This is a genomic window from Thermococcus sp. (assembly GCF_027011145.1).
Classification (GTDB): Archaea; Methanobacteriota_B; Thermococci; order Thermococcales; family Thermococcaceae; genus Thermococcus.
The window spans coordinates 17935-31447 of the sequence record NZ_JALVAO010000045.1; the positions used below are offsets into that span (position 1 = coordinate 17935).

Below are 13513 nucleotides of genomic sequence, written 5' to 3' on the forward strand. Positions count from 1 at the left end.
TAATCGAATTTATTGTCAGGAAAATAGTGATTACAATGGCAATTCACCCCATCGATTATCGATACGGAAGCGAGAAAATGAAACGAATATGGGGCGAGGAGAACAAACTCCAAAAGCTCCTTGACGTTGAGGCGGCCCTGGCGAGGGCACACGCGAGGCTCGGCAACATACCGGAAGAAAGTGCCCGCGTTATATCTGAGAGGGCCAACACGAAGTGGGTAAAGCTCGAGAGGGTGAAGGAGATAGAGGCCGAGATACACCATGACATAATGGCCGTTGTCAAGGCTTTAAGCGAAGTCTGTGGCGAGCATGGGAAGTACGTTCACCTGGGGGCAACTTCAAACGACATAATAGATACCGCCAACGCCCTCCTCATAAAGGAAAGCCTTGGGCTGATTGAAAGCTATCTTAGGGAACTCCGCGACGTTTTGATGAAGCTCGCTGAAGAGCATAAGTACACCGTCTGCATCGGAAGAACCCACGGTCAGCATGCCGTTCCAACCACATACGGTATGAAGTTTGCCCTCTGGCTCGACGAGGTGCAGAGGCACCTTGAAAGGCTGGAGGGGATTAAAAAACGGGTTCTCGTGGGTAAAATGCGCGGTGCCGTTGGGACTGCCGCCTCCTTTGGCGAAAGGGCCCTTGAGATTGAGAGGCTCGTCATGGAAGACCTTGGGTTAAGGCCTGCCCTAATAACGAACCAGCTCGTCCCCCGGGACCTGTATGCAGAGCTGGTGATGTTCCTGGCGTTGGTTGCGTCAACGCTCGACAAGATAGGCCTCGAAATCAGGAACCTCCAGAGGACGGAAATCCTCGAGGTGAGCGAACCCTTCGGTGAGAAGCAGGTTGGCTCGTCAACGATGCCCCACAAGAGAAATCCGATAAGAACCGAGAAGGTCTGCGGTCTGGCGAGGGTTCTCTACTCCAACGTTATTCCCGCTTTGCTCAACAACCCTCTGTGGCATGAGAGGGATTTAACGAACTCCTCGGTTGAGAGGGTTATTCTCCCCGAGAGCTTTGTCCTGCTCGACGAGATGCTCAGGGTTACGATTAGGGTTCTTAAAGGCCTAGAGTTCTTCCCGGAGAACATAGAGAGGAACCTCTATCTTACGAAGAATCTCATAATGGCCGAACCGCTGATGCTGAAGCTCACTGAGAGGGGCATGGGGAGGCAGGAGGCACATGAGCTTGTTAGACAGTTGGCGATGAAAGCTTTCCGGGAGGGAAGGGACTTCCTTGAAGTCGTTAGAGAGAGTGGGGAAGTTAGAAAGTACTTAAGCGAGGAAGATTTGGCCTCCCTGAAGCCGGAGAATTATATCGGCGTCGCTCCTGAGATAGTGGACAACGTGCTCCGCTATGTCCGCGAGCGGTCTCTCTGATTTTTCTAATTTTTACTACCAACTCTCTTGATTTTTGAGAGAGTGTTTATTATCTAAAACATTAATTTTATAACTTGATTAATTATTAATAAAAAATTTCTAATCACAGTTCTTATTTAACAAAATTCAATTTTATAATTTGTTCTGAGCCATAAAGTTATATCGACCTTTTGTTTATGTTTAATATATAACTCTGAAAAGTATTACAAAATCCGGAAAATCTACCATAGAAAGTGGAAGACCACGAGTAATTTGGGATATTCCTTCTATGGGCCAAATCGATGGGTATAACCAAACTAAGCCCGCATTAATCCCAATTTTCCTTATTACAATTCATCGTAGTTAATAGTGTTGCCAGTTGTGTTCGCGGTTGAATCTGGAGGGCATGCACTAAATGGAGCTAGTATATACTGGTCAGACTTTTACCTCAAACCGCTATGGGCTTCATTGATTAAAGCCGTTTTAGTTCTTTCCCCTGCTGACAAAAGTCCATTGATAAAGGCACCTTATAATGTATAGCTTTGTGCATAGAAATTAGATATAAGGTACATTATATCTCAAATTAATGACCTAAAATATACATTAACAATTGTGGGAACCCCAGATAGGTGGATAATCAGAGAGGTGTTCTTTATGAAGAATATATGGGTAGATGATAGCTCATGCAATAATCCTTTCTCTAGTTGGGAATTGGTAAGTTTTACGGCATGGTAAACGTTGCACTAGGCTGTTTTCTTAGTGTAACTCTAACTTGCATTATTGGGGACAGTTTTCATAGTGTATGGAGCGATAGTTAGCCTTCGTTCGGGTGTATAATTAGGTAAGAGGGATTATGAAATTATATCTGCAATGTATTTTTATCTCCATAAATAGCTCCTCTACTCCACCTCTGGCTTTTTTTAAATTCTTAAACTCATGCATTTCACACCTCTTGATGACCACGTTTAATTGTAACTCGCTCTTGGTTCGTGTAATGGGGGCGTTGAATACTGTTTTTATCCCTAATGAGTTGACATTACTGTTGTGGCTCCTTAGGGCTCCTAGTGGGTGCTTGTATTCATTTTGACGGGGATTTTCTTTGTATTTTAGTAAATTTTCCAAATTTTTTACTTGTTAATTTAAGGTACATATTTTTATTTGTAGTTTTGTTTTATTATTTGTTAAAATTTTATTAAATAGAAAATTATTTAAAGTTATATTATAATTTTGTTGCATTCCTAAATATTTACATTTTAATTTAGTAATAACTCACCTAAAAATCTGGGAGATAAATCCAGCACTGAATTAGGGCAACCTAAAAAATAAAACTTTGCCCATATTCCTCTAATCCCTAAGAATGCCCCTATCAATTTAGAATTCGTGAATTAGAATAGTTATCGCTCTTCTTTGGTTCCCTTCGGAACCTCATTTCCCTGAGGAAGGATTATCAGCTCCCTCCCCTCAACGAGCATCTGGGCAACCTTCTTTCGAGCAGAGTTCAAAGCCCTCCAAACAGTGCCCCTGGAAACACCCATCCTTTTTCCAGCCTCCTCCTGGGTTAGGCCCTCGTAATCAACGAGCCTTAGGGCTTCAAACTCCTCATAGGTCATGAATATCGGGGGCTTTGGCTGAGTAACCGGAGGGAGTGCGGGATAGAAGTGTCTGACCTGAGGAATGAACCCAATCATTCTCATCTTCCGCCTCCTTCCCCTTCCGCGTCCCCATCCAGGTCCTCCCATTGGCATTTCCAGTCCTCCTTTTGCCTCAATTTGTCCAGTTAGGGTTATAACCTTAACGGGAAAACGGCAAAGGGTGGGAGTATGTTCAGGCTGGTGGAAAGGAAGATAGGCTGGCACAAAGACTTCGACAGTTCGCACTTTCTTGCCCTGCCATACGAGAGCAAATGCCTCAGGATACACGGCCACACCTACAATGTTGACGTGGAGATATGGGGTGAGCTTAACGAGAACGGCATGATATTCGACTTCAACCACCTCAGCAATCTAGTGAAGCTCCTCGACCACCGGATTCTAGTCAGCGAGAAGTGGGTTGTCCAGCGAAGCGGGGGCAGGGTCACAGTCGAGAAGAACGGCAAGAGGATAGAGCTCCCCGAAGACGAAGTCGTAATCCTTGACAAGCCCAACGTGACGGCAGAATACATAGCGGAGTGGTTCGCGGAGAGGATAGCCGAGAAGGCGGGAGAAAACGTGAAAAAAATTCTTGTCAAAGTTTGGGAGGACCCAAGGAGCTACGCCGAGGTTTTGCTTGAGCGTTAGTTTTTCCCTCTATATCCTTTTTCAATTCGTTGACCCTCTCAAGGAGTTCGTGGTAGTATTCTTCATCGAACTTCTCCGAGGCTTCCCTTGTGAGGTCCTCGATAAGCTTTGCGTAGGCAAGAGCCATGTCTCCCTCCTCGCGCTCGGCTATGAGGGGTAACATGCTAACTATGTAGCCGATAAAAGACCCTAAAACCCTGTCCCACTCCTTTTCAAAGCCATTCTCGAGTAGCCACCCTTTGAGGGTTAGGAAAACCTTTATGGCTGGCTTCACAACGCTGTAATCCCCAAAACGGCGGTATCTGATGAGAAGATACTGGAGCAGTGAGAGAAGAACTCCTCCAACCGCTTCCTTTCCCACGGTACTCTCGGCAAACTTTTCAAACTCGGAGAGGCCCTTTTTCCCGCTCTCGAGGAATGCTTTCAGGAGGTTCGGATACGGTGGGGAGTATTGCCTGAAGTCGACCTCGTCAAGTTCTTCAAGTTCGGGAAGTATCGCCATAATAGCCTCTTTAACCTCCATCGAACCACCCAAAGCGTTAAATTGTTGCGCTTTTATTAGCTTTGGGGTGGAAACATGGAGTTTGAACCGGGAAGGGTCTTTCTACTCAGGGTTCCGGAAGGGGTTGACCTGCTCGATTTTGTGAACGGTTTCGCCGAAAAGAACGGGATAAAAACCGCCATAGTTAAGGGCATTGGCTCGCTCAGAAACCCTGTGGTTGGGTATTACTCCGAGGAGATTAAGGCCTACAAGAGAATCGAGCTCTTTGGGACGTTTGAACTGCTGACACTGTTGGGTAACGTCAGCATCAAGGATGGGAAACCCTTTGCGCACCTCCACGTTACCCTCGGAAACGCGAACGGCGACGTCTTTGGCGGGCACCTCATGAAGGGGGAGGTCTTTGTTGCGGAGCTCTACGTTCAGGAGCTCGTTGGTGAGCCGCTGGTAAGGAAGGAGAGAGGTAATAACCTCAGCCTCTGGGACGAAGAACCTTTGTGAACCTTTTCCATATTAGTGTGTAGTGCCACGCAACGATTCCGAAGACCCCTACGAACTCGGCGGGTGCAACTCCGGCAAAGTGGTTCCTTGCCCACGTTGCCAGAACCCAGCCGGTGATGAAGAGCGCGACGGTGAACACTGCCAGGCCCTTCTCTCCAGACAGGCCAATCCCGATTCCGGCTATGAGAAGACCAAGGCTTGAAAAGACGAAGAAGCCCCAGCTGACGTAGTAGTGTGGTGAAGTTCCCTCGGGAAATATGCCGATTAGCGCGAGGAAGCCAAGGCCGACGATGAAAATGGCAATTCCTGCCTTCTCAATCAGATTCCTGACTTCTCCCAGAAGGCCAATCGCGTAGTAAATTGCCAAAACCGCAGAGATTACAAGGGAGACGTTTAGAACCCAGTTGTACCTGAGGCCAAGCCTTCCGAGGTCGCTTATCGCGTTTTCCGTGAGTTGCCACCAGGAGCGGTTCAGGAAAACACCCACCCCAATTCCCGATAGCGCGACAATTGGGGCTAGGATTCCCGCGTAGAGCGGGCTCTTTCTCATCGCCACCACATTCGGGTAAAATCAAGGAGACAAAAAGGGTTGCGCTTTGGACATCAGAACACCGAGTTAAGCCTTCCTCCGTCAACCGGAATCATGGCGCCGTTTATGTAGCTTCCCAGCTCGCTCGCGAGAAAGGCCACGAGGTAGCCTATCTCCTCAGGCTTGCCGAGTCTTCCGAGGGGTATCGGCTTTGCATAATCTTGGAGGGCTTCCTCAACGGTCTTCCCTTCCCTTTGGGCCCTGTCCTTGGCCAGCTGTATCATCCTGTCTGTTCTTATTATGCCCGGCATTATCCCGTTGACGGTTATCCCCTTCGGCCCGAGCTCCTTTGCTAGAGTCCTAACGAGGCCGGCCATCGAAATCCTGACCACGTTGCTGAGGGCTATGTTGGGTATCGGTTCCTTTATGGCCACGCTCGTGGAGTAGACTATCCTGCCGAAGCCCTTCCTCTCCATCGCCGGAACGAGGGCCTTTGTCAGGTAGACCGCGGGGTAAAGGAGTAACCTAACGGCGCCTTCCCAGTCTTCCATGTTCATCTCCATAAAGTAGCCCGGCCTTGGCCCGCCGGTGGAGAAGAAGAATATATCCGGCTCGCCTATGTTTTCGAGCTCCCTCACCGTTCTCTCAAGGTCTTCGCGCTTTGTAAGGTCTGCAACTATGTAGTGAACCTCAACGTCGCTCTCCCTTCTTATTCTCTCCTTCGCCTTCCTCAGGTTCTCCTCGCTTCTGGAGAGCAAAATCACGTCAGCACCGGCCTTTGCGAGAACCCTGGCCACGCCGAAGCCTATACCCTTACTCGATGCAGTCGTGAAGGCCAGCTTTCCGGAGAGGTCTATTCCAATCATCGGGGCCACCCTTAGTAATTCGGACCTGAAATAAAAAACCTTTGGGGCGGACGTTTGACCTCGGGTTTAACAAGGGGAAGTCAAAATTCTCGCCAAAAACCTTAAATAAAAGGTCGTTTTTGCTCCGTTAAGGGAAATCCAATGAAGAAGTTTCCGGCGTATCTCGCTTCTTGGGAGGACATTGAAAGATGGGCTAAGGAAGGGGCATGGAAGGTTCTGGAAGATGGCTGGAGGCCGGACGTTATAGTCGGTCTTGCCCGCGGTGGATGGGTTCCGGCGAGGCTCTACTGCGACTACCTCGGCGTTAAGGACCTGGTGAGTCTCAAGGTCGAGCACTGGGGCGTTACAGCGACACCGGACGGCAAGGCCAGGCTCAAGTACGGTAGCAACTACAAGCTGGAAGGCAAGAAGGTTCTCATTGTCGACGATATCAGCGACACAGGTGAAAGCCTAACCCTCGCGAAGAACTACGTGGAGAGCCAGAAGCCGGAGGAGATAAGAACCGCGACGCTACTCACAATCAAGGGCTCGCGCTTCAAGCCGGACTACTTCGGCGAGGAGATAGACTGGGCCTGGATAGTCTTCCCATGGAACTTCGTTGAGGACATGATTAACCTGGTGAACAACATCCTTGAGGAGAAGGAAGCGGTTTCTACCGACGAGATAGTCGAGCTCTTCAGGGAACTCCACGGTATGGACGTGCCAAAGGGCAAGCTTGAAGAGGCTCTCAGGATTGCAGAGAGGAGGAAGGTTTTTAAGTTCCGCGACGGGAAATGGCGCAAAGCCTGAGGGAGTGGTATTTTGGACAGGGAAAAGAAAGTTCAGGAAATCAGGAACCACAGCGTCTACGCGCGGGAAATCTACGACATGCACAGCGAGAGCATAGACAGCGTCATAGACAACTACGAAAGTTTAAAGGAGGACTACCTCAACGACCACTCCCGGGCGAGAATCGTTCGGATAGTCTTCAACGAGGACAACGGCCTGCCCCTGGCTATAGAGTTCAACAGAAAGGACGACTCCTTCAAGGGCTTTACGATAGCCATCGGCAAGCCACACATAAAGAGCGATAACCTCGACGAAAAGAAAGGGGAAGGTCAGGAAGAAACCGGCTGAACGTAGAACCCCAGTTCTATTCCTTCTTTACTCCATATCTCGTAACTGCTGAGGTAGTAGGTCGGGTTCTCGAAGAGCGCCGTCAGGTTCCTGTTCTCGCCGGCGACCCAGACTAGGTAGTTGCTCTCGTTGTATGGATTCCTGATGGCCATTAAAACGCTCGCCCCGGAAACGTTCTTCAGGCTTCCAACGGCGACGGTAACGTTCCCATAGGTCTTTTTCAACGTGCTGTTCTCTCCAAGAAGGAGAAAACTCGTGACGTTCCTCGTGTGGGTCAAAACCCACTCTCCATTCATTTTTTCGAAGCGGAGCGGAAACTTTTCGTCGAGTTCATTTACAAGCCGGTTCGAGACAGGACCACCGACGAGTACGATAACTCCCTCGAGGTCGGACTCCGTAACGTTAACGTCCGGTTTCACAACGACATTTACCGGCGACGTCCACTGAGAGTAGAACTTCTCAAGGTTCTCCGCTATCCTTTCAGCGGTCTCCTTGTCTTTCTCAGTCCCGCTCGGGTCGGGATTGGCCGTTCCGTAAACGACCACAACCCTACCAAGTTCGGCCCCTCTGTCGAAGGCCCTCAGGGGTGTAACCGGAACTTCCCTTGAGTAACCCTCGCTGACGTTCTCTGGTGATGCAAATTTCCTCATCTCGTCGAGGATTTCCCAGACGTAGTCTGAGAAGGGCCTTCCAGTTTTCCTGCTCAGCTTTGAATAGTAGGCCGTCCTGTTGAGGAGCCACCCGACCCAGAACTCGCCCCAGGCCTTCTGCATGTTGATTGCCAGAAGGGTGTAGTTCTCGTCTACGTGACTTATCGCGTAGTCCTCCCAGGCGTCGGCAAAGCCCTCGTAGAGCATTCCAGTTCTGCTCCAGAAGTGCATGTCGTATCTGCTGAGGTAGGGCATGTCTTTCCTAATTGCATCGACAAAGTAGGTAAGGCTTGTCAGGTTTGGATACGAGTAGATTTCCGGGACAGTGACGTCATGCCCGAGCTCGTGGTAGATAAAGCCTAGGTAGAGGAGCTCGTTTAGGTTTTCGCTCACAACGTAGTCCCTGTTGAGGGGCAGGCCGAACATGGTGTCTCTCGCCGTTTTGTAGCTCCAGAGGGTTCTCTGGGGAGTTCTCCTCACGAGGGGAAGCATCCCACCGGCACCCCAGATCTCCGTGCCGTTGATTTCGGGGCTGAAGCTGTGGCCGTGAACTGCGACGAGATATGGATGAAGGAACTCGTAGGTAACGTTGTGAACCCCCGCGTTTCTGGCCATGAACTCATCGGGAGGGAGCATTCTGAGGGCGTTCTCATAAATCCTCAGGTCCTCAGCGTAGTAGTTCTCATGGGCCTTGTAAAAGGCCGTGAAGTTGGTTTCTCTCGCGAACTCCCCGAGGGCCGGGAGAAAAGTGTCCTCGAACCACGGGTAGTTGAGTTGCGTTAGGGGTTCAATCTCAGGGGGATTCGAGCAGAGCAGGAGGTAGTACTCAAGGTTCATAAGCAGGTAGTCCCTTTCGGGAATGTTTCTCGCCTGAGACATGTATGCCTTCAAGAGTAACACCGCCCTTGAGTCTCTGAACTTTCCGAAGTGCTCCTCGACATCGGCCAGATAGCTTCCCCTGTTTATGACGAAGGTGTCGTTTCCAAAGGCGAGGTAGTAGACTATTCCAAGCAGTTCAGCGTTCGGGTCTATTTCAACGCTGACGTTGGGAGTAACCCTAAGTGAAACCGTTCCAGGGATCTCAAGCGACATCATAAAAATCGCCAGAATTACCCACGCGAGGAATCTTTTCATGACATCACCTAGTGGTAGTGAATGGAATGGGTTATAAGGGTTGCGGGGGAGGTTTTAAAACGGACAGTCCGACATGGGTTAGGGTGACCTAAGATGAGAAGGGTGTTAATAGTAATTGCCCTGCTGATGATTGGCCTCGTTCCAGTGAACGGTGTCTCAGCAGAGAAAAGCGTTACTGTGGTTGCTACAATAGCACCAATAGCCTCAATAGTTCAGGAGGCGTTTCCGGGCGTAAACGTCGAAGTTATAGTCCCCCCGGGCGTGGACCCCCACGACTACCAGCTGACGGCTCAACAGGTCGAGCTGTTGTCCCGGGCGGGAGTTATAGTGACCACCGGGGGACACCTGCCGGTTGAGAAGAGGATTGCCGAGCTTGAAAAGGAAGGAACGATAACTGGGAAGGCCCTCTTCGTGGGTGACTACATGAAATACGGCTTTCACTATGCAAAGGAATACTGGTATCACAACAAGGACAACCCACACGGCGTCTGGCTCGACCCATATAACGCTATAGCCATAGCAGAGGCCACTGAAAAAGCGCTGATTGAAGTTGACCCGGCGAACGCGCAGACTTATCAAAGGGACTTCGAAAAGTTCGGGGAGAGGGTTCTGGCAATAGTTAAGGCCTACAAGTCCCTCGCACCAAAAAACGCCACCGCTGTAATCCAGATGCCCCCCGATGAGTACGCCCTCGACTGGCTCGGGATAAAGGCTATAGCGTCAATAAAACCTGAAGAAGAAGTTCCTGCCGTTGGTGTCGATGAACTACTCCCCCAGGCTGAGAGGAGCTCGCTTATAGTCTACGGCTCCGACAGCCCGGAACAGCTTAAAAAAGCCTCTATTGAACTTGCCCAAAAGAGCGGAAAGCCCCTGGCAGAGATAACGGTCTTCTGGAGTTCCGGAAACTATACTGAATGGCTGATAAAGAACACAGCCTCGATACTCAGGGCAATATCAACTCCAAAGAACGTGGAGAAGCCGGAAAAAAGCGAAAACACCGCCGTTACCTACGCTTTCCTTGCCCTTGTTACGGGTGTTGTTCTGGGGACAGCTCTCGGGGTGATATTGAAAAAATGAAAGAATCACTCGCGCTTGTAGGGCCTTCCGTCCCACTTGGGTGGCCTTGCCCTTCCTATTATTCCCGCGACCACTATCAGTGTCACCACGTAGGGCAGGGTCGCTATGAACTGCCAGGGTATCGTTCCGGCGAGCCATGGGTTGTTCTGAATGTAGATGGCGAAGTTGTCGAAGAATCCGAAGAGGAACGCTCCTCCAAGGGCTATCAGCGGATTCCAGCCACTGAAGACCATGTTGGCCAGGGCTATGAAACCCCTTCCAGCGGCTATCGTCTTGGTCACCGTTCCAAGCCAGTCTACGCTGAGGTAAGCCCCTGCAACTCCAGCTAAGGCGCTCGCTATTAAAACTGCAGTGAAGCGGTAGAGCTCGACGTTTATTCCGAGTGCATCGGCCGCTTCGGGGTTCTCACCAACCGCCCTTATTCTCAGGCCGAATGGCGTCTTGAACAGCACCCACCAGGCTATTATCGCGACCGCTATAGTTATTGGCACGAGGGGGCTCAGGGAGTTTCCGAAGGCGTCCATCCACAGCGGGCTAATTTGGGCATTACTGGGAACCTGGTGCTGGCCGGCGGTTCCCCAGTAGGCCCTTATTCCAAAGGCCACCGCACCGTAGCCAAGGAGGTTGAGGCCTATGCCGGGAATCACGTGGTCGCCCTTCAGGTAAACCGTCAAGACGCCGTGGAGGACACCGAAGAGGAGTCCGATAAAGGCACCGCCAAGAAGGCCAATCCAGCCGTTGCCGGCTAACTCTGCAAAGATTGCCCCGAAGAATGCCCCGAACATCAGAATTCCCTCGTAGCCTATGTTGACGACACCGGCCCTCTCGCTTATCACCGCGCCTATGCTCGTCAGGGCTATAGGAACCATCGCCGCGAGTGACCCGAGGAGAAGGCTGATTACCATTGTCTCGTTCATGCCTTCCCCCTCCTGAAGAGCTTTGCGAATATGTCGAGCAGACCGGGAACGGCAACGGCTATGATGATGATTCCCTCGATGACTTTGACCATCTCAAGGGGAACGTGGGCGTACTGTTGCATTGCCGTCGCTCCAGCGCTCAGCGCTCCGAAGAGTATTCCCGCAAAAATTATGCCGAGCGGATGATTCCTTCCGACAAGAGAAACGCCTATTCCATCGAAACCGTAGCCGTAGACGTTGGCCAGTCCCTGGGTTATTGCATAGCTTGGGGGCGTGCCCATCACTATCCCTGCACCAGCTAATCCCGCGGTCATTCCTCCAATGACAAAGGACCAGATTGCCGAGCGCTTGGGGTTTATTCCGCCGTATTCCGCCGCCCTCGGGTTCTGACCACTGGTTCTGAGTTCGTAGCCGAGTTTGGTGTGCCACATCACCACAAAGACAATCACCGCGGTTATTATTGCGATTACAAACGCCCATGAAAGGCTCGTGTTCTTTACAAGGAGAGGCAACCTTGCCGAGGGGGGAACTGGAAGTGTACTGTTGGGGTCCTTAGGGTTGTAGTAAACGCTGACGGCCAGCCAGCTGACGAGGAAGAAGGCAATCCAGTTGAACATTATCGTTGAGATAACTTCGTGAACTCCGCGGTAGACTTTAAGAACTGCCGCTGGAAGGGCCCACAGGGCTCCAATGAGAAGGCCAGCTAGGAGGCCCGCTATTGGGTTCTGGAGATACTGGGTTACTATTATAGCCGCTATCGCACCGAAGTAAACGGTTCCCTCGGCACCGATGTTAAAGAGCCCGGTTCTAGCACCTATCGCGAAGGTTATCGCCGTCAGTATTAGCGGGGCGGATTTGCTCAGTGTTTCCGCAATACCGTCTATTGATCCCAGTGAGCCTTTTATAAGCCAGTAATAGGCGGAACCAGCACTATAGCCACTGAACCAGAGGACGAGTGCTCCAACAAACGCACCTATGAGGATGGCTAGAACGCTCTCAGCAACGGGCTTTGCGTATCCCCTGAGCTCATTTTTGAGGCTCAACTTTAACACCTCCCATCATGAGTCCAATCTGTTCTTCGGTAACTTCATCGGGTTTCACTATGCCCATGAACTGTCCTTCGTACATTATGGCCATCCTGTCGCTGAGCTGGAGAACCTCATCGAGGTCGGCCGAGACGAGAAGAACTGCCTTGTCTTCGTTTCTCAGCTTGACCAAGTAGTTTCTTATGTACTCTGTCGAGGCAACGTCAACACCGCGCGTTGGCTGTGCCGCTATGATAAATTCCGGCTTCTTGCTTACTTCCCTCGCCACTATGAGCTTCTGCTGGTTTCCACCGCTCAGGCTTTTAACTGGTGCCTTGGTTCCCGGAGCACTGACCTCGAACTCCTCAATCAGCCTTTTCGCGTGTTCTTCTGCCCTGTTCCAGTCGAGTAGAAAACCCTTCGAGAACTCCTTTCTCCAGTGCATTCCGAGGATGGAGTTCTCGGTTACTGTCATTTCCAGAATTAATCCCATGTGGGTTCTATCCTCCGGAATGTGGGCCATTCCCATGTCGTAGAGCTCTCTGGGTTTTTTGCCGGTGATGTCAACGCCTTTGAGGTAAACCTTGCCCTTTTCCACCTTTCTCAATCCCGCTATGGCCTCTATCAGCTCGCTCTGACCGTTGCCCTCAACACCTGCTATGCCAAAAATCTCTCCAGCGCGAACCTCGAAGGTGAGCCCCCTTACTGCTTCTTCTCCCCTGTCTCCCTTCACCCAGAGGTTCTCAACTCTGAACACAACATCCCCGGGCTCTTTTGGGGGCTTTTCGATTCTTAGAACGACGTCCCTTCCGACCATCATCCTCGCGAGGAGCTGGGGCGTTGCCTCGCTCGTCTTGACGGTTCCGACGACTTCCCCTTTCCTTATGACCGTAACCCTGTCCGTTATCTCCATGACCTCGTTGAGCTTGTGGCTGATGAAGATGATTGTTTTTCCCTGTTCTTTGAGCTTTCTCAGGACTGCGAAGAGTTCTTTGACTTCTATTGGGGTAAGAACAGCCGTGGGCTCGTCGAGAATCAGAATGTTGACATCACGGTATAGCATCTTTAAAATTTCAATCCTCTGCTGGACTCCGACGGGAAGGTTTTCAACGGGAACGTCCAGCGGAACCTGGAAGTTCAGCTCGTCCATTAGCTTTTGGAGCTTCTTTCTAGCATTTTCCACGTCAATCTTCGAGAGTAAGCCGTGTCCTTCCATTCCGAGGATGATGTTCTCAAGGGCGTTGAAAACCTCAACAAGGGTGAAGTGCTGGTGCACCATTCCAATACCGTTCGCTATAGCATCGGCGGGACTCTTAAAGCGGACTTCTTTTCCCCTAAGAAAGATTTTACCCTTTGTTGGCTTTAGCATACCAAAGAGGATTTTCATGAGCGTGGTTTTTCCGGCACCGTTCTCGCCGAGAAGACCGAGGATTTCACCTTCATAAACCTCAATCGTAACACCTTTCAGGGCTACTGTTCCATCAGGATAAACTTTGACAATGTCTCTCATCTCAAGCACTGGAGTTCTCTCTTCCATTCCTATCACCTCCAAAAGGGAAAACAAA

14 protein-coding genes are annotated in these 13513 nt (G+C 50.6%); 6 read left to right on the forward strand and 8 right to left on the reverse strand.

The annotated features are described in order from the left end of the window. Positions 1 to 35: 35 nt before the first annotated feature. The gene (gene purB / locus MVG27_RS05355; RefSeq protein ID WP_297548065.1) at positions 36 to 1379 is read left to right on the forward strand and encodes an adenylosuccinate lyase; all 1344 of its coding nucleotides are present in this window, start codon (positions 36 to 38) and stop codon (positions 1377 to 1379) included. A 1373-nt stretch (positions 1380 to 2752) separates the two neighbouring features. Here the strand turns inward: purB and MVG27_RS05360 are convergent. Beyond that, on the reverse strand, positions 2753 to 3103 hold the full coding sequence (locus MVG27_RS05360) for a DUF134 domain-containing protein (protein WP_297549077.1): 351 nt from the start codon (positions 3101 to 3103) through the stop codon (positions 2753 to 2755). A gap of 75 nt (positions 3104 to 3178) precedes the next feature. Here MVG27_RS05360 and MVG27_RS05365 point away from each other — a divergent pair, with 75 nt between their 5' ends. After that, positions 3179 to 3634 carry a 6-carboxytetrahydropterin synthase gene (locus tag MVG27_RS05365; RefSeq protein WP_297549079.1) on the forward strand — a complete coding sequence of 152 codons (456 nt, stop codon included), beginning with the start codon at positions 3179 to 3181 and terminating at the stop codon, positions 3632 to 3634. On the opposite strand, the gene MVG27_RS05370 is transcribed toward MVG27_RS05365, so the two are convergent. Beyond that, positions 3582 to 4157, reverse strand: a complete 576-nt coding sequence (locus MVG27_RS05370; RefSeq protein WP_297549081.1) for a hypothetical protein — start codon at positions 4155 to 4157, stop codon at positions 3582 to 3584. The two genes, MVG27_RS05365 and MVG27_RS05370, sit on opposite strands and share 53 nt — an antisense overlap. Before the next feature lie 54 nt (positions 4158 to 4211). Here MVG27_RS05370 and MVG27_RS05375 point away from each other — a divergent pair, with 54 nt between their 5' ends. Next, positions 4212 to 4634: a PPC domain-containing DNA-binding protein gene (locus MVG27_RS05375; protein ID WP_297549083.1), complete on the forward strand. Its 423-nt coding sequence runs from the start codon at positions 4212 to 4214 to the stop codon at positions 4632 to 4634. Here the strand turns inward: MVG27_RS05375 and MVG27_RS05380 are convergent. Together MVG27_RS05380 and MVG27_RS05385 are read right to left on the reverse strand one after the other, a co-directional pair. Next, positions 4606 to 5184 (reverse strand): DUF998 domain-containing protein, encoded by a 579-nt coding sequence (locus tag MVG27_RS05380; protein ID WP_297549150.1) that lies wholly within the window; start codon positions 5182 to 5184, stop codon positions 4606 to 4608. The two genes, MVG27_RS05375 and MVG27_RS05380, sit on opposite strands and share 29 nt — an antisense overlap. 53 nt (positions 5185 to 5237) lie before the next feature. Then, positions 5238 to 6029: an SDR family oxidoreductase gene (locus tag MVG27_RS05385; RefSeq protein ID WP_297549152.1), complete on the reverse strand. Its 792-nt coding sequence runs from the start codon at positions 6027 to 6029 to the stop codon at positions 5238 to 5240. A gap of 141 nt (positions 6030 to 6170) precedes the next feature. On the opposite strand from MVG27_RS05385, the gene MVG27_RS05390 reads away from it, so the two are divergent. Next, complete coding sequence (locus tag MVG27_RS05390) at positions 6171 to 6818, forward strand: phosphoribosyltransferase (protein WP_297549085.1); 648 nt, start codon at positions 6171 to 6173, stop codon at positions 6816 to 6818. A gap of 12 nt (positions 6819 to 6830) precedes the next feature. Next, positions 6831 to 7145, forward strand: a complete 315-nt coding sequence (locus tag MVG27_RS05395) for a hypothetical protein (protein ID WP_297549087.1) — start codon at positions 6831 to 6833, stop codon at positions 7143 to 7145. On the opposite strand, the gene MVG27_RS05400 is transcribed toward MVG27_RS05395, so the two are convergent. Further along, on the reverse strand, positions 7127 to 8929 hold the full coding sequence (locus MVG27_RS05400) for a DUF4932 domain-containing protein (protein WP_297549089.1): 1803 nt from the start codon (positions 8927 to 8929) through the stop codon (positions 7127 to 7129). The two genes, MVG27_RS05395 and MVG27_RS05400, sit on opposite strands and share 19 nt — an antisense overlap. Positions 8930 to 9022: 93 nt before the next feature. Here MVG27_RS05400 and MVG27_RS05405 point away from each other — a divergent pair, with 93 nt between their 5' ends. Further along, positions 9023 to 10006: a zinc ABC transporter substrate-binding protein gene (locus MVG27_RS05405; protein WP_297549091.1), complete on the forward strand. Its 984-nt coding sequence runs from the start codon at positions 9023 to 9025 to the stop codon at positions 10004 to 10006. A gap of 5 nt (positions 10007 to 10011) precedes the next feature. On the opposite strand, the gene MVG27_RS05410 is transcribed toward MVG27_RS05405, so the two are convergent. The 3 genes from MVG27_RS05410 to MVG27_RS05420 are packed head-to-tail and all read right to left on the reverse strand — an operon-like array spanning position 10012 to position 13485. Next, entirely contained in the window at positions 10012 to 10923 is a 912-nt protein-coding gene (locus MVG27_RS05410) for an ABC transporter permease (protein WP_297469657.1), read from the reverse strand. Then, a complete protein-coding gene (locus MVG27_RS05415; protein WP_297549093.1) occupies positions 10920 to 11966 on the reverse strand; it encodes an ABC transporter permease in 1047 nt (348 codons plus the stop codon). Before MVG27_RS05415 ends, MVG27_RS05410 begins: the two co-directional genes overlap by 4 nt. After that, on the reverse strand, positions 11950 to 13485 hold the full coding sequence (locus MVG27_RS05420; protein WP_297549095.1) for an ABC transporter ATP-binding protein: 1536 nt from the start codon (positions 13483 to 13485) through the stop codon (positions 11950 to 11952). The genes MVG27_RS05415 and MVG27_RS05420 overlap by 17 nt, the downstream gene beginning before the upstream one ends. Between the last annotated feature and the right edge of the window lie 28 nt (positions 13486 to 13513).